The 23394-nt window shown below is 61.0% G+C and carries 19 protein-coding genes; 5 read left to right on the top strand and 14 right to left on the bottom strand.

What is annotated here, in order from left to right; genetic code table 11:
• The first annotated feature begins 62 nt into the window (after window positions 1-62).
• Window positions 63-2018, top strand: coding sequence for an acetoacetate--CoA ligase (locus AC1RQB_RS10940; protein ID WP_063340148.1), 1956 nt, complete (start codon window positions 63-65; stop codon window positions 2016-2018).
• Window positions 2019-2138: 120 nt separating this feature from the next.
• On the opposite strand, the gene AC1RQB_RS10935 is transcribed toward AC1RQB_RS10940, so the two are convergent.
• Entirely contained in the window at window positions 2139-3248 is a 1110-nt protein-coding gene (locus tag AC1RQB_RS10935; RefSeq protein ID WP_063340437.1) for a PilT/PilU family type 4a pilus ATPase, read from the bottom strand.
• A gap of 119 nt (window positions 3249-3367) precedes the next feature.
• On the opposite strand from AC1RQB_RS10935, the gene AC1RQB_RS10930 reads away from it, so the two are divergent.
• Window positions 3368-5905 (top strand): PAS domain-containing hybrid sensor histidine kinase/response regulator, encoded by a 2538-nt coding sequence (locus tag AC1RQB_RS10930; protein WP_063340149.1) that lies wholly within the window; start codon window positions 3368-3370, stop codon window positions 5903-5905.
• A 66-nt stretch (window positions 5906-5971) separates the two neighbouring features.
• A complete protein-coding gene (locus AC1RQB_RS10925; protein WP_007898282.1) occupies window positions 5972-6247 on the top strand; it encodes a peptidylprolyl isomerase in 276 nt (91 codons plus the stop codon).
• Window positions 6248-6389: 142 nt separating this feature from the next.
• On the opposite strand, the gene AC1RQB_RS10920 is transcribed toward AC1RQB_RS10925, so the two are convergent.
• The 8 genes from AC1RQB_RS10920 to AC1RQB_RS10885 all read right to left on the bottom strand — a co-directional run bounded on the left by AC1RQB_RS10920 (window position 6390) and on the right by AC1RQB_RS10885 (window position 13065).
• The gene (locus AC1RQB_RS10920; RefSeq protein WP_063340150.1) at window positions 6390-7322 is read right to left on the bottom strand and encodes a sugar kinase; all 933 of its coding nucleotides are present in this window, start codon (window positions 7320-7322) and stop codon (window positions 6390-6392) included.
• Window positions 7323-7463: 141 nt separating this feature from the next.
• Entirely contained in the window at window positions 7464-8681 is a 1218-nt protein-coding gene (locus AC1RQB_RS10915; protein WP_063340151.1) for an amino acid deaminase, read from the bottom strand.
• A gap of 39 nt (window positions 8682-8720) precedes the next feature.
• Complete coding sequence (locus AC1RQB_RS10910) at window positions 8721-9485, bottom strand: IclR family transcriptional regulator (protein ID WP_032830034.1); 765 nt, start codon at window positions 9483-9485, stop codon at window positions 8721-8723.
• 145 nt (window positions 9486-9630) lie between these two features.
• A complete protein-coding gene (locus AC1RQB_RS10905; protein WP_007898265.1) occupies window positions 9631-10020 on the bottom strand; it encodes a RidA family protein in 390 nt (129 codons plus the stop codon).
• 24 nt (window positions 10021-10044) lie between these two features.
• Window positions 10045-10836 carry an amino acid ABC transporter ATP-binding protein gene (locus AC1RQB_RS10900; RefSeq protein ID WP_063340152.1) on the bottom strand — a complete coding sequence of 264 codons (792 nt, stop codon included), beginning with the start codon at window positions 10834-10836 and terminating at the stop codon, window positions 10045-10047.
• Window positions 10833-11495, bottom strand: a complete 663-nt coding sequence (locus AC1RQB_RS10895) for an amino acid ABC transporter permease (protein WP_063340153.1) — start codon at window positions 11493-11495, stop codon at window positions 10833-10835. The genes AC1RQB_RS10900 and AC1RQB_RS10895 overlap by 4 nt, the downstream gene beginning before the upstream one ends.
• Window positions 11496-11504: 9 nt before the next feature.
• A complete protein-coding gene (locus AC1RQB_RS10890; protein WP_007898260.1) occupies window positions 11505-12167 on the bottom strand; it encodes an amino acid ABC transporter permease in 663 nt (220 codons plus the stop codon).
• A gap of 52 nt (window positions 12168-12219) precedes the next feature.
• Complete coding sequence (locus tag AC1RQB_RS10885; RefSeq protein ID WP_063340154.1) at window positions 12220-13065, bottom strand: transporter substrate-binding protein; 846 nt, start codon at window positions 13063-13065, stop codon at window positions 12220-12222.
• Window positions 13066-13406: 341 nt separating this feature from the next.
• On the opposite strand from AC1RQB_RS10885, the gene AC1RQB_RS10880 reads away from it, so the two are divergent.
• Window positions 13407-13856: a thioredoxin family protein gene (locus AC1RQB_RS10880; RefSeq protein ID WP_063340155.1), complete on the top strand. Its 450-nt coding sequence runs from the start codon at window positions 13407-13409 to the stop codon at window positions 13854-13856.
• Between the two features lie 133 nt (window positions 13857-13989).
• Here the strand turns inward: AC1RQB_RS10880 and AC1RQB_RS10875 are convergent, their stop codons facing one another.
• Window positions 13990-14394, bottom strand: coding sequence for a MerR family transcriptional regulator (locus tag AC1RQB_RS10875; RefSeq protein WP_008066914.1), 405 nt, complete (start codon window positions 14392-14394; stop codon window positions 13990-13992).
• Window positions 14395-14471: 77 nt separating this feature from the next.
• On the opposite strand from AC1RQB_RS10875, the gene AC1RQB_RS10870 reads away from it, so the two are divergent.
• Window positions 14472-15695 (top strand): NADH:flavin oxidoreductase/NADH oxidase family protein, encoded by a 1224-nt coding sequence (locus AC1RQB_RS10870; RefSeq protein ID WP_063340156.1) that lies wholly within the window; start codon window positions 14472-14474, stop codon window positions 15693-15695.
• A 175-nt stretch (window positions 15696-15870) separates the two neighbouring features.
• On the opposite strand, the gene AC1RQB_RS10865 is transcribed toward AC1RQB_RS10870, so the two are convergent.
• From AC1RQB_RS10865 to cobN, 4 genes are all read right to left on the bottom strand, one after another.
• Complete coding sequence (locus AC1RQB_RS10865) at window positions 15871-17517, bottom strand: phospholipase D-like domain-containing protein (RefSeq protein ID WP_063340157.1); 1647 nt, start codon at window positions 17515-17517, stop codon at window positions 15871-15873.
• 184 nt (window positions 17518-17701) lie between these two features.
• The gene (locus AC1RQB_RS10860; protein WP_063340158.1) at window positions 17702-18247 is read right to left on the bottom strand and encodes a vWA domain-containing protein; all 546 of its coding nucleotides are present in this window, start codon (window positions 18245-18247) and stop codon (window positions 17702-17704) included.
• 119 nt (window positions 18248-18366) lie between these two features.
• Entirely contained in the window at window positions 18367-19377 is a 1011-nt protein-coding gene (locus tag AC1RQB_RS10855; protein WP_063340159.1) for a magnesium chelatase ATPase subunit I, read from the bottom strand.
• A 149-nt stretch (window positions 19378-19526) separates the two neighbouring features.
• The gene (gene cobN / locus AC1RQB_RS10850) at window positions 19527-23393 is read right to left on the bottom strand and encodes a cobaltochelatase subunit CobN (protein ID WP_063340160.1); all 3867 of its coding nucleotides are present in this window, start codon (window positions 23391-23393) and stop codon (window positions 19527-19529) included.
• Between the last annotated feature and the right edge of the window lies 1 nt (window position 23394).

The raw sequence follows: 23394 nt of genomic DNA, 5'->3' as shown, positions 1-23394 counted from the left end.
CGGACGCGGAGCGTCCATTGAGGCATTCCCACGCAGAGCGTGGGAACGAGAGAGGCCAAGCCATGTCCGACATCCTCTGGCAACCCGGCACCGAGCGCATCGGTAAGTCCCGCATGGAGGCCTTTCGGCGCTCGATCAATCAGCGACACAACCTCAAGATCGCCGACTACCCTGCCCTGCACCAGTGGAGCATCGATCAGCGCGAAGCTTTCTGGCAGGCCATCGTCGATTTCTTCGACATTCGTTTTCACGATCAACCAGACGCGGTGCTGATAGAGGGCGCGCAAATGCCCAGCGCCCAGTGGTTCCCCGGCGCCACGCTGAACTTCGCCGAGCACTTGCTGCGCCGTCGCGACGACGCCGTGGCGGTAGTAGCCATCGGCGAAAACGGCCAACGGGAACAACTGACCTGGGCCGAACTGGCGAGCCATGTCGCCGGTTTTCAGAACGGCCTGAAAGCCGCCGGCGTCGGCCTCGGCGACCGCGTGGCCGCGTGCATGCCAAACACCTGGCAAACACTGGTGGCCATGCTCGCCACCACCAGTCTGGGCGCGATCTGGTCTTGTTCCTCGCCAGATTTCGGTACTCATGGGGTGATCGACCGCTTCGGCCAGATCGAGCCGAAAGTGCTGATCACCTGCGCCGGTTACCGTTACGCCGGCAAAGAGATCGACCAGACCGCCAAGGTCAACGAAATCCTCGGGCAACTGCCGTCCTTGCAGCAGTTGATCGTTGTGCCTTATGCACGACCCCAAGCGCGTATAGAGGACTTCCGCAGCCAGGCCAACGTGACGCTATGGGACGATTTCTACGACCCGGGCGGCGAGCCGCAATTCATTCCCGTGCCCTTCGCCCATCCGCTGTACATCCTTTACTCCAGCGGCACCACCGGCGTGCCGAAGTGCATTGTGCACAGCACCGGCGGCGTGCTGTTGCAACACGTCAAGGAACATGGCCTGCACACCGATCTCGGCCCCGGCGACCGTTTGTTCTACTACACCACCTGCGGCTGGATGATGTGGAACTGGCTGGTTTCGGCCCTGGCCGTCGACAGCGCCGTGGTGCTGTACGACGGCTCGCCATTTCATCCAGGCCCGGAGCGTTTGATCGACCTGATCGACGACGAACGCATCAACGTCTTCGGCACCAGCCCCAAGTTCCTCACCGCGCTGGAAAGCAATGGCCTGAAGCCCTGCGACAGTCATGACCTGAGCAGCCTGAAAACCGTGCTGTCCACCGGTTCTGCGCTGTCGCCGCAAAGCTTCGATTACGTCTACCGCGCGTTCAAGTCTGACCTGTGCCTGTCCTCGATGTCCGGCGGCACCGACATCGTTTCGTGCTTCGTGATCGGCAACCCGGTCCTGCCGGTGCGTCGTGGCGAAATGCAGTGCAAGGGCCTGGGCATGGCGGTCGAAGTATGGAACGACGCCGGTACGCCTGTGATCGGGGAAAAAGGCGAACTGGTGTGCACCCGGCATTTTCCGGCCATGCCCATCGGTTTGTGGCATGACCCTGATGGGGAGAAACTACGAAAGTCCTATTTCAGCCTGTTCCCCGGTGTCTGGGCCCAGGGCGATTACGCCGAACAACTGCCCCACGGAGGCCTGTTGATCCACGGGCGTTCCGATGCCGTGCTCAACCCCGGCGGCGTGCGCATCGGCACGGCGGAAATCTATCGTCAGGTGGAGAAAATCCCGCAGGTGCTGGACAGCGTTGCCATCGGCCAGCAATGGCAGGATGACGTGCGGGTGGTGCTGTTCGTGAAGTTGCGTGATGGTGTCGAGCTGGACGAAGCACTGCAACAACAGATTCGCCAGGTGATACGCGCCAACACCACGCCGCGGCATGTGCCGGCGAAGATTGTCGCGGTGACGGATATACCGCGAACCATCAGCGGCAAGGTGGTCGAGCTGGCGGTAAGGAATGTGGTGCATGGCCAGAAGGTGAAAAACACCGATGCACTGGCCAATCCCGAGGCATTGGAGCAGTTTCGCGACCGCCCTGAATTGAATGACTGAAACGAAGATCCACTGTGGGAGCGGGCTTGCTCGCGAAGACGATTTCACATTCAACATTGATGTTGGCTGATAGACCGCTTTCGCGAGCAAGCCCGCTCCCACATTTTGATCGTCGTTGCCCTAGTCCACCAATCCCCACTCACCCGACGGTGTATGGGGCCCAGGCGTGGCCTCGGCGTGCATTTTCAGACGCAGACGCAAGTTGTTCACCGAGTCCGCATGTTTCAACGCCTCTGCCTCATCAATCGCGCCCTCGGCAAACAGCCCGAACAGCGCACCATCAAAGGTCTGCATTCCCGCTTCTGACGACTTTTCCATAATCCCCTTGAGCTCGCCAAGCTCATTGCGCCGGATCAGGTCGCCGATGGTTGGCGTTCCCAGCATCACTTCCACCGCCGCCCGGCGCTGCCCATCCCGGGTACGCACCAAACGCTGGGAAACAAAGGCCTTGAGGTTATTGCCCAGGTCATGGAGCAGTTGCGCCCGGCGTTCTTCGGGAAAGAAGTTAATCACGCGGTCCAGTGCCTGATTGGCGTTGTGCGCATGCAAAGTGGAAATGACCAGATGACCGGTATCGGCAAACGCCAGCGCGTGTTCCATAGTCTCGCGGTCGCGGATCTCGCCGATCAGCACCACGTCCGGCGCCTGGCGCAGGGTATTTTTCAACGCTGCATGAAAACTGCGGGTATCGACGCCGACCTCACGCTGGTTGATGATCGACTTCTTGTGCCGATGGATAAACTCGACCGGGTCTTCGATGGTGATGATATGCCCGCTGCTGTGGCGGTTGCGGTAATCGATCAGCGCCGCCAGCGAGGTCGACTTGCCCGAACCGGTCGAACCGACGAACAATATCAGCCCCTGTTTGAGCATGATGGTTTCAAGCAGCACCGGTGGCAGCTTGAGGTCTTCGAAGCGTGGAATGTCGAGTTTGATGTTGCGCGCCACGATCGACACATCATTGCGCTGCTTGAAGATATTGAGCCGAAAGCGCCCGACCCCGGCCAGGGAAAGCGCCAGGTTCATTTCCAGTTCGCGATCGAACTCCAGGCGCTGTTCGGCGTCCATGATGGACGCGGCAATGGCTGCGATTTCTCCGGGCTTGAACGGTTGCTCGGCCAGGGGTTTGAGCACACCGTCGAATCGCGCGCTGGGTGGCGCGCCCGTGGACAAGTAAAGATCGGAGCCATTGCGGCTGGCCAGAATTTGCAACAGTGCATCGATTTCCATGGCAAAAAACACCCGCGAAGCATTCAATTGAAAAAATGACCCAAAACGGATCATCCAGCGTCTACCGCCATGCAAGGATAGTAGACGCCGCCACACCGACTGACGCGCAGGACATTGTGATGAACGCACCACCGACCGCCAGCGACGCCCAGGCCTTGATTGCCCGACTGGACTGGACAAACAACCCGCTGGGCGCTGCTGATCACTGGCCGCAGAGCCTGCGCACCGCCGTGGACATTGTGATTCACTCGCCGATGCCGATGCTGTTGCTGTGGGGCCCACAGCTCACCCAGATCTACAACGACGGCTTCGCCTTCCTCGCCGGCAGCAAACACCCTCATGCTTTCGGACAACCGACGCACCTGATCTGGCCAGAACTGAAAGACTTCACTGACCCGATTTACAGCGCCGTCCTACAGGGCCAAGTGCGGACCTACAGCGAACAGCGCTTTACCTTGCAGCGCGACGGACGAGATTCCGACTTCTGGCTGGATTTGACCTACAGTCCCATTCGCAATGAAAGCGCCGAGGTCGCCGGGATTCTGGTCACGGCCATCGAAACCAACGAACGCCGCCGCATCGCCCTGGAACTAGAACAACGCTCCGCCGCCAGCCTCAAGGCCCAGCACGAAACCGAACAGCGCCTGCAACTGGCGCTGGCCGCCACCGATGCCGTCGGCACCTGGGACTGGGACATCGGCGAAGACCGTTTCATCGCCGATGCCCACTTCGCGCAATTGCATGGCGTCGATCCGGCCATGGCCAGCCAGTTGCCCATCAGCGAATACCTCCACGGCGTACACCCGGAAGACCGGGCGATGATTGCCCGCAGCATCAAGCACTGCATCACCCATGGCAGCGAGTACGCCGAGGAATATCGCTTGCTGCAGCCCGACGGCCAATTGCGCTGGGTGTTTGCCCGAGGCCGCTGCTACAAGGATCATCACGGTCGGCCGATTCGTTTCCTTGGCGCCGCACTCGACCTGACCGAACGCAAACACATCGAACAGGCCTTGCGCCAGAGCCAGACCGAGCTGCAACTGATCATCAACGCCATGCCGATCCTGATCAGTTACGTCGACAGCGAGGAGCGTTTTCGCCTCAACAATGCCGCCTACCTGGAATGGTACGGCCTGACGCCCCAGGAGCTTTACGGCCGCACCGTCCGTGAAGTGCTGGGCGATGAAGCCTATGCCCTGCGCGCCGAATACATTGCCGAAGCGCTGAAAGGCAAGGCCTGCAGTTTCAGCATCAGCGCCGCGCACCGCGATGGCAGCACCCGCCAGGCCCTGATGAACTACCTGCCGCGTCATGGCGCGGACGGCGCGGTAAACGGTTTCTACATCTTCGTGATCGACGAAACCGAGCGCAAACAGACCGAAGAAGCCCTGCGCAATCTCAACGAAACCCTTGAAGAACGCGTCAGCGCCCGCACTCAACAACTGGCCGAAGCCAACCAGCGGCTGCAGAACGAGATGTTCGAGCGCGAGCGCGCCGAAGACGCCTTGCGGCATGCGCAGAAAATGGAAGCGGTGGGACAGCTCACCGGCGGCATCGCCCATGACTTCAACAACATGCTCACCGGGATCATCGGCAGCCTCGATTTGATGCAGCGCTACATCGCCGACGGGCGTGCCGCCGAGATCGGGCGCTTCACCGAAGCCGCGGTGTCCTCGGCTCACCGCGCCGCTGCCCTGACCCATCGCCTGCTGGCGTTCTCCCGGCGTCAGTCGCTGGATCGCAAGCCGCTGAATGCCAACCAGTTGGTGCACTCCCTGGAAGATTTGTTCCGCCGGACCAAGGGCGACCATATCGAGCTCAAAATGCAACTGGCCGATGAAGTCTGGCCGGTCAGTACTGACGTCAGCCAATTGGAAAACGCCCTGCTCAACCTCGTGATCAATGCCCGGGATGCGATGCCCGAAGGTGGCGAGCTGCTGATCGAAACCGCCAACGTTCATCTTGACGGTAGCGACATCACCCCCTTGGAACCGGTCACGGCCGGGGATTACCTGATGATTGCCGTCAGCGACAACGGCGCCGGCATGACGCCGTCAGTGTTGGCCAAGGCCTTCGACCCGTTTTTCACCACTAAACCCATCGGTCAGGGCACCGGCCTTGGACTGTCGATGATCTATGGTTTCGCCCAGCAGTCAGGCGGGCACGTCAGCCTTCATAGCCTGCCGGGCCAGGGCACCTGCGTTCGCCTGTATTTGCCACGGCTGCACGTCGCGGTGCCGGAGCACACTCTGGAACCGCTCACCGGCGAAACACCGGCAGCGGTGGCCGGTGAAACGGTGGTGTTGGTGGAAGACGATCCGGCGGTGCGCATGCTGGTGCTCGATCTGCTCAATGAACTGGGTTATCACGCCCATGAAGCCGAAGACGCGAAGGCCGCCCTGCCCTTGCTGGAATCCGATCTGCGGGTCGATCTGCTGGTGACCGATGTCGGGCTGCCGGGCATGAATGGTCGGCAACTGGCGGAAATCGCGCGTCAGCATCGCCCGGATCTGAAGGTGCTGTTCATGACCGGTTATGCGGAGAAAGCCGCCGAACGCCAAGGGTTCCTGGAGGAAGGCATGGACATGGTGGCCAAACCTTTTTCCATTGATCTGTTGGCCAACAAGATTCGCACGATGATCGGCCAAGCGGACTGAGTTAAGGCATAATCGCGCGCCCCACGCTGGCACCAACATAGCCACCACCGTTGCAAGGTACTGCCAATGAAAGCCCAAGCCCGCCATATCCTGGTGAAAACCTCGGAAGAAGCCGAGCAGCTCAAACAACGCATCGCCAAGGGCGAAGCCTTCGATGTGCTGGCCAAAAAATACTCCACCTGCCCGTCCGGCAAACGCGGCGGCGACCTGGGCGAAGTACGGCCCGGGCAGATGGTCGGCGTGATCGATGCGGTGATCTTCAAAAAACCATTGCGGGTGGTGCATGGGCCGATCAAGAGCAAGTTCGGCTATCACCTGGTGCAGGTGTTTTACCGGGATTGATGGGCTTGCCTTTAGGGCCTCATCGCGGGCAAGCCCGCTCCCACAGGGATTGTGAATTGCCACAGATTACAGCCACACCAAAAAAACCTGTGGGAGCGGGCTTGCCCGCGATCCGGTTGCGCAGCAAGCGGCCATCCACCGCTTATCTCGGGATCAGTGCCCCAGGCACCTGAATCACTCGACTCGCCAACCGATGCCCGGCCTCGGCAGCCTCGACCGGGCTGCCACCCTTGAGCCGACACGCCAAGTAAGCCGCACTGAACGAATCCCCCGCCGCCGTGGTGTCCACCACCCGTTCGACCACCTGCGCCGGCACTTCGAACGACTCTCCATCGCAGTGAATCAGACACGCCTCGGCCCCGCGCTTGAGCACCACTTCCGGCGTGCCCATTTGCTCGTAAGCGGCAAACACCGCCGCGCAATCGGAAAAATGGAACAGCGCCTGCTCGTCGTCAACCGTCAGCAACGCCAGGTCGATATACGGCAGAACATTGCGATAAGCCGCCTGTGCCTCTTCAATCGAAGCCCACAAGCGTGGTCGATAATTGTTGTCGAACACAATTCGCGCATCCCGTTGCCGGGCTTCGATCAGGGTTTCCAGAAGTTTTTCCCGCCCTTGCACACCGAGCACCGCCAGGGTGATGCCGCTGAAATACAACACGTCGTAATCCGGCAGCGCCGCCAGGATCGGCGCGGCCGCCGGGGTGGTGAAGCAATCGCGCACTGCCGCTTCGTTGCGCCAGTAGAAAAAACGTCGCTCGCCGGCCGCATCGGTCTGGATGCAATACAGGCCAGGCAGGCGACCGGGCAAACGCTGGACCATGTCCAGCCCGATATTTTCACTGGCCCAGCTCTGGCACATCGCATCGCTGAAACTGTCATCGCCCAAGGCGGTGACGTAATCCACCGTGCCGCCATCGCCCAGCTCACGGGCCAGGTAGACCGCGGTGTTCAGGGTATCGCCGCCGAAGCTTTGCTGCAGCGTGCCATCGGCGCGCTGCTGCAATTCGATCATGCATTCGCCGATCAGGGCGATGCGCGGGGTGTTGGGACCGAGGGGGCTGATGCTGTTCATTGATGTGGTGTCTCTGGTGTTTCGGTGGTGTCTGGGTGGACGTCTTCGCGAGCAAGCCCGCTCCCACAGGGGTCTTGTGAACACTGAAGATCCGATGTGGGAGCGGGCTTGCTCGCGAAGGTCGCGACGCGGTCTCAAACCTTAAAAACAGGTTTCCATGGTTTCGATGACATTCAACTGCTCATCCACCAGACACCCGATGCGCCACTTGTCGAACGTCAGGCACGGGTGCGAAGTACCGAACGAAATGATATCGCCCACCCGCAATTCAACCCCCGGCGCCACAGTCATGAACGCATGCTGGTCCATCACCGCCGTCACCTTGCAGGCACCCACATCCTCGCCGATTGCCGGCACCACACCGGCCTTGTAACGCAGCAACGGCACCGGCAAGCCGGCGTCATAGGCGACGTCGCGTTTGCCCAGGGCGATCACCGCAAAACCCGGTTCAGGCAACGACTGCACATGCGCCCAGACTTCCAGCGCCGGGCGCAGGCCTTCGTGCAGGTCGCTGCGGCGGTCGAGCACGCAGCATTGAGCTTCTTTGTAGATGCCATGGTCGTGAGCTACGTAGCTGCCAGGACGCAGCACGCTGAGGAAACGCCCGCAGGCGTTCTGCGCTTCGAAAGACTCGGCGATCAGGTCGTACCAGGCCGAACCCGACGCCGTGATGATCGGCTTGGCAATGGCGAACGCGCCGCTGTCCTGCAATTGCACCGCCAGGCGCACCAAAGAATCAGCGAACGCACGGATGCCGCTCACCGCGTGATCGCCGTGAATCACCCCTTCGTAGCCCTCGATGCCGGTCAGCGCCAATGCCGGTTGCGCCGCAATCGCCTTGGCCAGCGCCAGCACTTCGGTTTCGGTGCGGCAACCGCAACGCCCGCCGACCACGCCGTACTCGATCATCACGTTCAAGCGCACCCCGCGCGAGGCGAAATACGCACCGAGGTCCGCGACGTTATCCGGATGATCGACCATGCAATAGAAATCGAAGGTCGGGTCTGCCAACAGATCAGCGATCAGCGCCATGTTCGGCGTGCCGACCAATTGGTTGGCCATCAGCACCCGATGCACGCCATGGGCGTAAGCCGCGCGGGTTTGCGTGGCACTGGCCAGAGTAATGCCCCAGGCACCGGCGTCCAGTTGGCGACGAAACAGCGCCGGGGTCATGCTGGTTTTGCCGTGGGGCGCCAGTTCCGCGCCGCTGTTGCTGACGAAGTCCTGCATCCAGCGAATGTTGTGCTCCAGCGCGTCACGGTGCAGCACCAGCGCTGGCAGGCTGACGTCGCGCACAAGATTGGCGCCTGTGTGGGCAAAGCCCTTTTCCACGGCGGCAGTATTTTTGGCGGAATACATGGTCGATCTCCTCACACTCGCGGCCGCAGGCAGCCGCTGTTATTCGTTGATACGCCGGGCGAGACTGTTGGCACTGTCGATCAGCACCCGACGATAGTCGTTGTAATTGTTCTTTGCATCGGCCCGTGGGGCGACAATGCACAGGGTCGCGATGGCCACGCCGTTCGGGTCTTTGACCGGGGCGGCGAAGCAATGGGTAAAGGTGTCAGCGACGCTATCGAAGGAAAAGAACCCATCGATACCGGCCTGGCGAATTTCCTCGAGAAACCGCTCCAGCGGCAAACGTTCGCCGTCGGGCAGGATGAAGTCGTCCGGGTCGATCAAGTCGACAATCTGCTGATCGCTCAGGTGCGCCAGCAGCAAGCGCCCGGAAGCGGTCCAGGGGATTGGCGCGTTCTCGCCGATGTCCGAGGAAATGCGGAAATGCCGCTCGCCTTCTTTCATCAACGCCACGGTATATTTGCGCCCGTTGAGCAGGCACATCTGCGCGGTTTCACGTGTCTGGCTGACGATCTCTTGCAAGGCAAGATCAGCCTCGCGGGTCAGGTCGAAATGGCGCAAATGCGCCTGCCCGAGGAAGTACAGCTGACGACCGAGGTAAACGTGACCGTCCTTGCCCACAGGTTCAAGAATGCGCCGTTCCAATAAGGAGGCGACCAGTTCGTAGACCGTGGATTTCGGGCTGCCGATGCCGCTGGCGATTTCATTCGGGCGCAGGGGCTGGCCGATTTCCTTGAGGAAATCGAGAATGTCGAACGCCCGGTCCAGACCGCGAGCCCGGCGCTTGATGGTGTCTTCGGTCATTTCAGTGGTTCCCATTCAAAGTCGCCGGGAGTTTACCTAGAGTACGGCGACGACCGTTAGGCCGCCATCGCTAGCAGGCTAGCTCCCACATTTGGAATGCATTTCCCTGTGGGAGCTAGCCTGCTAGCGATGAAGTCACCTCGGTTCAGGCCTTTTTCTTGTACGCGATGCAATCAATCTCGACCTTGCAATCGACCATCATGTTCGCCTGCACGCAGGCCCGGGCCGGGGCATGTTCGCTTTTGAAGTACTCGGAGAACACCTTGTTGAAACTCCAGAAATCCCGCGGGTCTTCCAGCCATACGCCGGTACGGACCACGTCTTCGAGCCCGTAACCGGCCTCCTCCAGAATCGCGATCAGGTTTTTCATGGTCTGGTGAGTCTGCTCGACAATCCCGCCTACAATGATTTCGCCATCCAGCGCCGGCACCTGGCCGGACACGTGCAGCCAGCCATCCGCTTCGACGGCGCGGGCGAAAGGACGGGGCTGGCCGCCACCGGCCGTACTACCGGTGCCGTAACGAGTAATGCTCATGAGTGTTTCTCCTGATTGAAAACGTTAAAAACGGGTGTTCTTGAGAAATTCCGCCAGACGCGGCGACTGTGGGCGTTCGAACAGTTCCTTGGGCGGCCCCTGCTCTTCGATCCGCCCCTGATTCATGAACACGATCTTGTCCGACACCTCGAAGGCAAAGCGCATTTCGTGGGTCACCAGCAGCATGGTCATGCCGTCCTCGGCCAAGCCCTTGATCACGTTCAGCACTTCGCCCACCAGCTCCGGGTCGAGGGCCGAGGTGACTTCATCGAACAGCATCAGGCTCGGGTTCATCGCAATCGCCCGGGCAATCGCCACGCGCTGTTGCTGGCCGCCAGACAACTGGCCGGGGTAATGATCACGACGCTCCAGCAACCCAACCCGCTCCAGCCATTTTTCCGCCAGCGCCACGGCTTCATCCTTGTGCAGCTTTTTGACCTTGAGCAACCCGAGGGTGACGTTCTGCAACGCGGTGAGGTGCGGGAACAGGTTAAATTGCTGAAACGCCATACCGGTCATGGCGCGATGGCGGGCGATGACTTTTTCCGGGTGACGCACGCGCTTGCCGTTGACCTCGTGATAGCCGATGGATTCGCCATCGAGCAGAATCTGCCCGCCCTGGAACTCTTCGAGCATGTTCACGCAGCGCAGCAACGTGGTCTTGCCCGAGCCGCTGGAGCCGATCAGCGTGACCACGTTGCCGCGCTGCATCGTCAGGTCGACGCCCTTGAGCACTTCGAGCTGGCCGTATTGTTTGTGCAAGCCGCGGATGTCCAGCAGCGCTTGATTCTGTGTCGAAACTTGAGCTTGTGTCATGGCAAGGCCACCCGCTTTTCAATGTGCCGGCCGAGTAATTCGATGGCGTAATTGATGATGAAAAACAGCAATCCGGCGAACAGGTAAAACTCCAGGGTCATGAACGTCCGGGCGATGATCTGTTGGGTGCTGAGCAGCAATTCGGCGACGCCGATCACCGACAACAGCGTCGAGGCCTTGACGATCTCGGTGGACGAGTTGACCCAGGTTGGCAAGATCTGCCGCAACGCCTGGGGCAACAACACGTAGCCCAGCGCCTGGTAGAACGTCAGGCCGATGGCCTTGCTCGCTTCCATCTGGCCACTGGGCAGCGCTTGCAATGCACCGCGCACAATCTCGGCAACGTGGGAGCCGCAAAACAGCGTCAGCCCCAAGGTACCGGCGCCGAATGCGCTGATTTGCCAGCCCAATGCCGGCGCCATGTAAAAGCAGGCCAACACCAATACAAACACCGGCGTGCCGCGAATGATGTCGACGTAAAACCGGAACGGCGCGCGCATCCAGAACGTGCCGTAGGTGAGCACCAGACCGGCAACGATGCCGACCAGCGTGCCCAGTAAAATCGCCAGCGCCGAGCACTGCACACTGGTCAGAAAGCCTTGCCAAAGGACTTCCCGCGCCACCCATAACTCATGCAACCAACTGGGGGATTCGTACATGGGGGCCTCCTATCGGCGAATCGCCAGACGCTGCTCGAGGTAACGCAGCATCATGGCAATGAGGTAACAGGCCGCAACATAGAGCGCTGTGGTCACCAGCCAGGTTTCGATCACCCGGTAGCTCTCGACATTGATCTTGCGCGCGTAATAGGTCAGCTCCGGCACGGCAATCGCCGCCGCCAGCGAGGTGTCCTTGAACAACGAAATGAAGTTGTTCGACAGGGCCGGCAGCACATTGCGCAGCATCACCGGCACGGTGATGTACGCCTTGACCTGCCACTCACCAAGCCCGATGGCCAGGCCGGCTTCACGTAGCCCCTTGGGAATGCTCAACAACCCGCCGCGGAACACTTCGGTCAGGTACGCCCCGGCATACAGCGACAGGGTGATGATGAACGATGGGATCTTGTCCAGCCGAACCCCTAAGCTCGGCAACGCGAAGTAGATCAACAGGATCAACACCAGGATCGGCGTATTACGGATCACCGTCACATACACCGACGCCAACACCCGCAACGGGCGGTGCTTTGACAGCAATGCAAACGCCATCAGCAGGCCGATCACGCAGCCGATGGCGATCGACACCAGTGCCAGCTCAAGGCCCAGACCGAGCCCCGCCAGCAAGGTGTCGAAGTCACGCCAGACGGCGGCAAAATTCAACTGATAGTTCATGGTCAACAGTACCTTGAGCGGGGCGATTTAGAACCGCCCCGCTCTCACGGGATCATTTGAATTCGACGGGGAAACCGATGGTTGGGGTGGGCAGATCGACACCGAACCACTGCTTGAACGACGCCGCATACGTCGGGAACTCAACACCGGTCATGCCTTCATGCAGCACGGTGTTAACGAAGTTCAACCAGTCCTGATCGCCGCGCTTGACTGCACAGGAGTAGGTTTGCGGGCTCCAGGCATAAGCCGGGCTGCGATAGCGACCAGGGTTCTGCACCATCAGGTATTTCACCGACGACTGATCGGTGGCCGCCGCGTCGGCACGGCCGGAGTTCACCGCCTGATACATCAAATCCACGCTGTCGTATTGATCGACCTTGGCCTTGGGCAACGCCTGATGCACCAGTTCCTCGGCGTACACGTTCTGCAGCACCGCCACGATAACGCCATCGCCGGCAGCCTTCAGGTCGTCGATTTCCTTGTACTTGCTGTTGGCCGGCAACAACAGGCCGACACCTTCGCGGTAGTACGGCAGGGTGAACGCCACTTGCTGCGCACGGCTGGCGGTCACGGTGATGAACTGGCAACTCATGTCGACCTTGTCGGTCAGCAGATTCGGAATCCGCGCATCGGACGACTGCACCACGAACTCGACCTTGCTCGGGTCGTTGAACAACCCTTTGGCCACCATCCGCGCGATATCAATATCGAACCCCTGCAACTTGCCATCCGCGCCCTGGAAGTGCCACGGCGCATTGGTACTGCCCGTGCCCACAATCAATTTCCCACGGGCCAGCACGCTGTCGAGCTTGCTGTCTGCCGCTTGAGCGGCCCCCATGACAGCGGCCGAAGCCGCGAACAGAAAAACACACGCTTTAAACAAAGGTCGGCGATGCATGGCAAGCACTCCAGAGTAGTGTTTATTCCGCTATACCGGAACATGGTATGTAACAACGGAATAGACAGCAGAAAGTGTGCCACAGGTTATGGGCAGAATCTCGGGGAGTCTGGAAAGTGTTTTGAATCAGATGGATGCGCGTGAGCGCGAGAAGGCGTTACGAAACGCACAAATAAGAGAGCGCTACCGTGGGACACAACGCTCGAGTACTTGCACCACATCTGAAGCCATAGCGATTCAAAATGAAGCAGAGCCCTACCTGTAATTTCTGACAGTAGACCCACCTGCTCGCCTCCTTTAACGTCAACAGGCCTTCGATGGTCTTTGAAAAGGAGATTTCAATGAGTTCGATGATTAACCCATCAACGCTGGCTCCGGCCTATCGCAAAGCCCTGAAAACCTGGCGCCCGGTGATCCTGTATTTCGGCGATAAAAACTGTTACGCCTGCGAGATGGCCGAGCCGGTTTTCCGCACGATCGCCGAGCAATATAAGGATCACGCGCAGGTCTACGTGCTGAGTACGAGCGAGTCCCCTCGGCATCCGGAAGTCACCGGCACACCCACTGTGTTGTTCTACAAGGAGGGGAAGCTGCTGAAGAAGCTCAAGGGCATCGGGACTCGGGAAACCCTGGAAGAAAATTTCAAAAAGCACATCGGCAAGCTCAGGCCCAAACAGGTTGCCCGCAAACCTCACCATGACTTGCCGTGGTTGCAGAAAACCCTCAGCACTTTATGCACCGCGCCTCGGGCGCGGGAGCTGCTGAATATGCGTTTCATGAGTCATTTTTGAGTCGTCTGGGCGATCGCCTTCGCGAGCAAGCCCGCTCCCACATTTAGACCGTGTCTAGCCGGACAACCCGTTCAACTGTGGGAGCGGGCTTGCTCGCAAAGCTTTTGCTCTTGATCCTGGGCAGTCATCAGAACTATTGCTTGAGCGACGCCAGCACGCGCTCGGCATTCGCACCGCACCCCATGCCCTCGGGTCGCGCCTGGATGCTCTCGATCACCTCCAGCAACTGCGCCTTGCTCTGGGCCAGGTGCAGTTGCATCGCTTCGATCTGTTCGACCTTGCGCCCAAGGCTCGCCACCAGTTCGTCGTGATTGACCTCACCCGTCGTGGCATCCGGTAGCAGCAACTTCAGCTCTTCGAGAGTGAAACCGGCCTGCTGGGCGCACTGGATGATTTTCAGGGTTTGCAACACTTGCGGCGGGTAACGCCGATAGCCGTTGGCCTGCCGCTCGACCTGACGGATCAGGCCCTGGGCTTCATAAAAACGAATGCGCGAGGCGTTCAACCCGCTCTGTTGCGCCAATTCACCAATCTTCATCACGGCCTCGTTTGCACGCTTGACATTAAAGTTAACTTTAAGCTTAGCCTCTACGCTTCACTGATGAGGAGTCAAGCATGTCGCCCTTCCAAGCGTTGAATTTGCCCAACGGACAGACCATCGGCAATCGCATCGCCAAAGCCGCGATGGAAGAGAACCTCGCCGATACCGGGCAGGCGCCTTCAGGCGAGTTGTTTCGGCTGTATCAAGCCTGGGCCGACGGCGAAGCCGGGTTGTTGCTGACCGGCAACGTGATGATCGACCGCCGCGCCATGACCGGCCCCGGTGGCGTGGTGCTGGAAGACGAGCGAGACCTCGAACGTTTTCGTCAGTGGGCAACCATCGGCCGGGCCGGTGGCGCGCAGTTCTGGGTGCAACTCAATCATCCCGGGCGCCAGACCATGGCCAACCTCGGCCAGCAAGCCTGGGCACCTTCGGCGGTCGCGCTGGATCTGGGCGGGTTTTCGAAGATGTTTGCCGAACCCAAACCCATGAGCGAGAACGACATCGCAGAGGTCATTCAACGCTTCGCCACCAGCGCCGCCCTGGCGGAAAAGGCCGGTTTCACCGGGGTGCAGATTCATGCCGCGCACGGGTATCTGATCAGCCAGTTTCTCTCGCCATTGACCAATCGACGCACCGACCGCTGGGGCGGTTCTCTGGAAAATCGCGCGCGCCTGCTGCTGGAAGTGCTCAGCGCGGTTCGCAAGTCCGTATCGCCGCAGTTTTGCGTGGCGGTGAAGCTCAATTCCGCGGACTTCCAGCGCGGCGGCTTCGACGCCGAGGATGCCCGGCAAGTGATCCAGTGGCTCAACGAACAGCAAATCGATTTGCTGGAGCTCTCTGGCGGTAGCTACGAAGCCCCGGCCATGCAAGGCGAGGCGCGCGACGGTCGGACCCTGGCGCGAGAAGCGTACTTTCTGGAAATGGCCGGCGAACTGGCCAGTGTGGCGATCATGCCGGTGATGGTGACTGGCGGTATACGGCGACTGGCGATCGTCGAACAAGTGCTCGACAGCGGCATCGCCATGGCCGGCATCGGCACGGCCATGGCCATCGAACCGAACCTGGTCAAACGCTGGCGTGAAGGCCAGAACAGTCACCCGCAGTTGCCACCGATTCGCTGGAAACGCAAACCTCTGGCGGCGCTGGCGAATATGGCCGTGGTGAAGTTTCAGCTCCATCGATTGAGCCGCGGGCGCAAGCCTAGGCCGCAAGTCTCGGCGGTATGGGCATTGATCCTCGACCAGTTGTACATCGCTCGGCGTACCCGTCAGTACCGCCAGGCGATGGGTAAATAACCGACCTGTAGCAGCTGCCGAGCAGCGCGAGGCTGCGTCCGGCTGCGTAGCAGTCGTAAAACCTGAGATTGCGGTGCATCAGGCAGACCGCGTCAGCCGGACTTACGACTGCTTCGCAGCCGGACGCAGCCTCGCGCTGCTCGGCAGCTGCTACAAAGGGCGCGCGCGAGTGTGTTTATCGTCCGGAAAAGCGCAACCGCGACAACATGCGCAGATCGCCTTCGCGGTAATAATCATCGGTCCAGCTGTCATCCGGCGCCAATGGCCGGACCTGTTTGAGTTGTAGTTTTTTTGCGAAGTAGCGGAACCGGTAATGCTCATAAAAGCGCAGCAGTTCCAGCCCGTAACGATCGGCCAGGTCGGTGTCGCCACGGATGATCAGGTAGTTCTCGTCATTGACGTTACTGGCCGCCTCACTCAGGTTGTGGCTGCCGCTGATGATGGTCGGTGCGTCGGTGGTGAAGTCGACGACGATGGCTTTGGTATGCACCAGCAGTCTGCCCTTCTGGCCTTTCATGTTTTCCTTGAGCCAGCCTTCCAGGCCGGTATTGAGCAGCGCGGTGGCGGCAAATTGAGCGGTGCGGTCGGCGTGGAAACCGGTGATGCTGCTGACGGTGTTTTGCAGGCCGTAACGCAAAATATCGTCGTGGGGCAGGCCGAGCAACGCGTTGAGCACTTCGTCCGGCAAGGCAAACGCGGTGACAAACAGCAGGTCTTTTTTGGCGGCGTTGATGATGTCGACGAACTCACGCAAGTCGCCCTGGCCCGAGCGCGGTGAGAAGCCGGCGAACAGTGCCTGCTCCGGCTGCATCGGATTGTTTTCCGTGAGCCATTCCCGTGTGGCGCCGACATCCGTCGGGTCGGCCCAGACCTGCTCGAAGGTTTGCAGATAACTGGCGCCGATCCGAGCGTCGTCCAGCACATGCACGACGTTGGCCTGACGATAAACACCGTTGGGCGTGAAGTTGGTGCTGCCACAGAGCACCGCTTCGGGCTGATGCTGCCCCGCTGCGTCGAGCCGGCTCAGGACCATGAACTTGTTGTGGAAGATGTTGTGAGTGACCCGCCCGCGCTTGTTCGCCGCCGGGATTTTTTCCAGGCTGGCTTCGTTCATCGCCGTAGTGTCTTCGTCGGGTTGGGCGTGGTACAGGACCCGAACCTTTACGCCGCGCTCAAACGCGGCGTTCACCGCATCGACGATCACCTGCAACTGGTATTCATAGATCGCGATGTCCAGCGCCCACCGGCCATCCTCGGCCCGTTCGATGAACCCCAGCAAGCGTGCGAGCAGACCATTTTCCAGCCATTGCCGTGGAGCGTCGGGCCATTCTTCGATGGGCAGTTTCTTGTTGGCGCTGAGCTGCGCATCGAGGTCGGCGAATTTGCGCTGGAAGGCCTGACTCGCAGCCACCGCCCGGTTGAAGATGACATTCTGGCCCGCTGGAAGGCCATTGTCGGTGGTGAGCGTCACTTCCAGAAACTCACCCAGCTGCGGCGCATCGGCAGTGCCGTAGGCCAGGTGAACCCGATAATGGATCGTCACACCTGGATTGACCGCGTAATCGGCCCAGCGAAATTTCTGCAACGGCGCGGCATCGCTGGGGGTAGCGTGAAACTGGGGGAACGTATGATCCTTGCCGGGGAAGGTCAGGCTGTTGAACAGAAACAGCCAGGGTTTGTTGCCTTGCTGTTTTTCGATGGCGAAACCCAGCAGGCCTTTGCGACGGGGTTCGGCCAGATCAATCGCCAGCAACACGCCGTTGGTGCCAGCGTAGGCTTTGACGCGAAAATCGTCCTGATCGTTGCGGGCTAGAACGCGCATGGGTCACTCCTGTGATTGGCTTGCTTACAGAGCATAGGGCAGCGATGCGGATTAACCGCACTTATCCGATTCCGAGGTGATGCCTTCGCGAGCAAGCCCGCTCCCACATGGGATTTGTGAACGCCACAGATTAAATGTGGGAGCGGGCTTGCTCGCGAAGGGGCCAGCACTATCAACACCAAACTCAACCTGAAATCAGCTCATCGATATGTCGATAATCAACCTGCAGCTGCGCCGCCAACACCTTGGCCCGGCCAAGATGAATCGGCCCGCGCTCAATGTCGATCAGCAGCCCCGGGCAATCCAGCGCCGGCAACGTTGACCATTCCTTCACCCGCCCATCCGTCACCAACAACAGCCGTTGCTGCTCTGCCGGAAAACGTTTTTGCCGAGCCGCCAACCAGCGCCCCGCCTCGCCCAGCGCCGCCAGCATCGGCGTACCGCCGCCGGCACCGAGCCCGTCGAGCCAGTCGCGCAAGCCCGCGGAGGCTTTCAACCCTTGCACTTGCCACTTCGGCACATGACCACTGGCGGTCAGCAACGCCAGGCGCGCACGCTGTCGATAGGCATCGTCGAACAGTTGCGCCAACAAGCCCTTGGCATCGCTCAACGCTTGATGACGTCGGGTCGAGGCCGAGGCATCGACAATCACCAGCCATAATTCATGAGGGCTGCGGGTGCGCAGATGAAACAGCACATCGTCGCGTTGACGCGGTCGACCATTGAGCAAGGTGCCGGGCCAATTGATCGATCCACTCAGGGCCGCGTGACGCTTGCCCTGTTTACCATGATCCAGCCGTCCTGCGCGGGGTCTGGCATTCGCCCCCGCGTCCGATCGAGGGCGAATGCCTAGGGCTTTTTTTTTGGCCAGCTCGGCACTTCACGTCGAGCGCCGACCGGCAGCGCCTGGGCGGGCATTTCGCCCCACTGGCCCTGACCTTCACTCGGATTGGCGTGCCCGGTCGAGGGCGGCTGCGGTGTCTGGGATTGTTGCGGCGTCGGTGGCGAGTGTTCGCGACGACGATGGCGCAAGGCAAACTCGGCGACCGCGTCGATATCGTCCTCGCTGATCGCATTCGCGCCCCGCCATGCCGCGTGAGCCCGGGCCGCGCGCAACCAGACCAGATCGGCTCGCAGCCCATCGACGCCAGCGGCAAAGCAACGCTCGGTGATCTGCGCCAGTGCGGTATCGTCCAGAGGAATGCCCGCCAGTGCCGAGCGCGCCTTTTGGCAACGCTCGCGCAGTGCGTGTTGCTGGCTTTCCCACTCGGCGCAGAACCCTTGCGGGTCGCTGTCGAAATCCAGTCGGCGACGGATGATCTGACCGCGCTCGGCGGGTGCGGTGTGGCCACTGAGGGCGACATTCAAACCAAAGCGGTCCAGCAATTGCGGACGCAGCTCGCCCTCTTCGGGGTTCATGGTGCCGATCAGCACAAACTTCGCCGAATGCCGATGGGAAATCCCGTCGCGCTCGATCAGGTTGGTACCGCTGGCGGCCACGTCGAGCAGCAAGTCCACGAGGTGATCGGGCAGCAGATTGACTTCATCGACATACAACACGCCGCCGTCGGCCTTGGCCAGTACGCCGGGGGAAAACTGTGCGCGCCCCTCGCTCAGGGCCGCGTCCAGATCGAGGGTGCCGACCAACCGTTCTTCGGTGGCGCCCAGGGGCAAGGTGACGAATTGACCGCTGGCCAACAGGTCCGCCAAGCCTCGGGCCAGGGTCGATTTGGCCATGCCGCGCGGGCCCTCGATCAGTACGCCACCGATTTTTGGATCGATGGCGGTCAGGTACAGCGCGAGCTTCAAGTCATCGGCGCCGACCACGGCGGAGAGCGGGAAATGGGGGGTGTCTGTCATGTGGCATTACTCGTGTGGTCGGTGGTGTGATCGTTCCCACGCTCTGCGTGGGAATGCCTCAACGGACGCTCCGCGTTCGGCTCTGGAAGGGACGCGGAGCGTCCCGGGCTGCATTCCCACGCAGAGCATGGGAACGATCCGTCTCTTGGCTACCCGTCTTCTTCTATATCCAGCAACAAATTCTCCAGCGCCTCGCGGTACTCGCCCGGCTCTTTCCACATCCCCCGCTGCTGCGCCTCGAGCATGCGCTCGGTCATGTCGCGCAAGGCATGGGGATTGTGCTCGCGGACAAACTCCCGGGTCGCTGGATCGAGCAAATAGGCATCCGCCAGCAACGCATATTGGTGGTCGTCGATCAACTGCGTGGTGGCGTCGAACGCAAACAGGTTATCGACCGTCGCCGCCAGTTCAAACGCGCCTTTATAGCCATGACGCTTGACCCCGTCGATCCATTTCGGATTGGCCGCTCGGGAACGGATCACCCGGCTCAGCTCTTCCTTCAACGTGCGAATCTTCGGCAAGTCCGGCTGACTGTGATCGCCGTGATAACTGGCCGCCGCTTCACCGCTAAGGCTTTCGACGGCCGCCAACATGCCACCCTGGAACTGGTAATAGTCGTTGGAATCGAGCAAGTCGTGCTCACGGTTGTCCTGGTTTTGCAGCACCGCCTGCACCTGGCTCAGACGCTGGGCAAACTGTTCGCGGGCGGCGGTGCCTTCGTCAGAGCCGCCGTAAGCGTAGCCGCCCCAGTTCAGGTAAACCTCGGCCAGGTCGTCGCGGCTTTGCCACAGACGACCGTCGATGGCGCCCTGCACGCCTGCTCCGTAAGCACCCGGTTTGGCCCCGAAGATGCGCCAGCCGGCCTGCCGCCGCGCAGCGTCTTCATCCAGACCGGATTCCAGCAACGCTTGCCGTTCGGCGCGGACCTTGGCCGCCAACGGGTTGAGATCATCCGGTTCATCCAGCGCGGCGACCGCTTGCACGGCGGCGTCGAACAGCCGGATCAGGTTGGCAAAGGCATCGCGGAAAAATCCGGAGACGCGCAAGGTCACATCCACCCGTGGGCGGTCCAGCAGGCTCAACGGCAGAATTTCGAAATCGTCGACCCGCTGACTGCCCGTCGCCCACACCGGTCGCACGCCCATCAGCGCCATGGCCTGGGCGATGTCATCGCCGCCGGTGCGCATGGTCGCGGTGCCCCAAACCGACAGGCCGAGCTGACGCAGGTGATCGCCGTGGTCTTGCAAGTGCCGCTCAAGAATCAGGTTCGCAGACTGGAAGCCGATGCGCCAGGCGGTGGTGGTTGGCAGGTTGCGCACATCCACCGAATAGAAGTTGCGCCCGGTGGGCAGCACGTCCAGACGGCCGCGACTGGGTGCGCCGCTCGGCCCGGCCGGGACGAATCGACCGTTGAGGGCGTCCAGCAGGCCGCGCATTTCCGCTGGGCCGCAGGCGTCCAGACGTGGGGCAACGACTTCGCGCAGGCTGTCGATGATGGCGTTTACTTCCGACCAATCTGCGTCCTGTGGGAGCGGGCTTGCTCGCGAAAGCGGTGTGTCAGGCAAATCAATGTCGACTGGCACTCCGTTTTCGCGAGCAAGCCCGCTCCCACAGGGGCCGGGTTGGGCTTGAGGCTGGTCTAACGTGTGTGAAATCAGTTGAGCGGCGAACAGCTCCAGACGTTCACGGGTATCCCCCGCCGTACGCCACAGTTCATCGCTGACCGACAGCAATGCCTCCGGTCGAGGTCCGCTCCAGGGCTCGGCCAAAACGCAATCCAGCGGATCGAAGCCCAGCACGAACGCCTTGGCCAGCGCCCGCAGCAAGCTCGATTGCGCCCCTCGTCCATCGCCGCGAGGAATACGCAGCAAGGCCAATAAGGTGTCGATGCGCAACCGCCCCACTGGCGACTCGCCAAACACGTGCAGGCCATCGCGGATCTGCGACTCCTTCAAGTCGCACAGGTACGTGTCCAGACGCGGCAACCAGATCGCCGCATCGGCATCGCTGTCGAGCTTCTCGTCCAGTTGCAGTTCGCGGTCGATGTGCGTGTCGCGCACCAGTTGCAGAATATCGCGCTGCAGTTCCCGGGCACGGCGCGGATCGAGCAATTGCGCTTCGTAATATTCGTCGGCCAACAATTCGAGATTGCGCAGCGGACCGTAGGTTTCGGCGCGGGTCAGCGGTGGCATCAGGTGATCGATGATCACCGCTTGGGTGCGGCGTTTGGCCTGGGCGCCCTCGCCCGGGTCGTTGACGATGAACGGATAGATGTTCGGCAGCGGCCCGAGCAACGCATCCGGCCAGCAGTTTTCCGACAGCCCGACGCCCTTGCCCGGCAGCCATTCGAGGTTGCCGTGCTTGCCCACATGGATCACGCCGTGAGCGCCGTAGGTGTTGCGCAACCAGAAGTAGAACGCCAGATAGCCGTGGGGCGGCACCAGGTCCGGGTCGTGATAGACCGCGCTCGGGTCAACCTGATAACCCCGGGCCGGTTGAATGCCGACGAAGGTCAGGCCGAAACGCAAGCCGGCGATCATCATTCGCCCGCCACGGAACATCGGATCGTTTTCGGCCGAGCCCCAACGCTCCAGCACCGCCTGACGGTTGGCGTCGGGCAGCGCGTTGAACATCAGGTTGTAGTCGTCCAGCGCGAGGCTTTGATGACAGGGACGCTGGTCGAGGGTGTCGAGGTCATTGCTGACGCCGCCGAGCAATTGCTGGATCAACGCGGTGCCGCTGTCCGGCAACTCGGCCGGCAGCGGATAACCTTCGGCGTGCAGGGCACGGAGGATGTTCAATGCCGCAGCCGGAGTATCAAGGCCAACGCCGTTGCCGATACGCCCATCGCGAGTCGGGTAGTTGGCGAGGATCAGGGCGATGCGTTTTTCGCCGTTGGGCACTCGCGCCAGATCGATCCAGCGCCGAGCCAGTTCAGCGACAAAATCCATGCGCTCAGGTTGCGGCCGGTAGCAGACCACGTCTGACTGACTGCGCTCACTGCGCCAGGCCAGATCCTTGAAGCTGATCGGCCGACTGATGATCCGCCCGTCCAGCTCCGGCAGTGCGATGTGCATCGCCAGGTCGCGGGGGCCGAGACCTTGTTCGCTGGCGCGCCAACCGGGTTCATTGTCCTGGGCGCAGATCGCTTGAATCACTGGAATGTTGCGGCGAAACGGCCGCAGGTGCGGTGCTTCGGGGCTGGACTGGGCGAAACCGGTGGTGTTGAGAATCACCCCTGCCTCGACTTCATCCAGCAAGCCCTCGACCACCGTCAGACAGCCGGGCTCTTTCAAACTGGCCAGCGCAATCGGCAACGGATTCAACCCCGCCGCCTGCAAACGCTGGCAGAAAATATCGATGAAACCAGTGTTCGCCGCCTGCAAATGCGAGCGGTAAAACAGCACCGCCGCCACCGGCTGATCAGCTTGCCAGTCGGCTTGCCAATCGCTCAATTCAGCGGGGCTTTTGTGCGGGTGGTAAATCGCCGTGCGTGGCAGGGTTTGCGGTTCGCACCATGAGTAGTCGCGATCCAGCCAGCGATTGGCGAGGCAGCGAAACAGGTCGAGTGCGTTGGCCATGCCGCCCTGACGCAGGAAGTGCCAGAGCCGATCGCGGTCTTGCGCGGTTACGGTGCTCAGGTCACTGAGTTCCGGGTCCGGGCGATCATCCCCCGGCACCAGAATCAGCTGCACGCCGCGTTCGGACAATTCCACCAGCCGCTCAATGCCGTAACGCCAATAGGCGATGCCGCCGTGCAGCGAGATCAGAATCACTTTGGCGTGGCGCAGCACTTCGTCGACGTAGAGATCGACCGAGGCGTGATTCTGCACCTGCATCGGGTTGGCCAGGCGCACGCTCGGGTAATCGTCGGGCAACTGCTGCGCCGCTTCGGCGAGCAACGCCAGGCTGGAATCGCCGCTGCACAGGATCACCAGCTCGGCGGGAGTTTGTCCAAGGTCGGCAATGTTGTCATCCGACACGAAACCGCCGGGCTGAGTCCTGAGCAGGTGCATG

Source organism: Pseudomonas sp. GW822-FHT02E03 (assembly GCF_058802325.1).
This window is presented reverse-complemented; position numbering and strand designations above follow the sequence as displayed.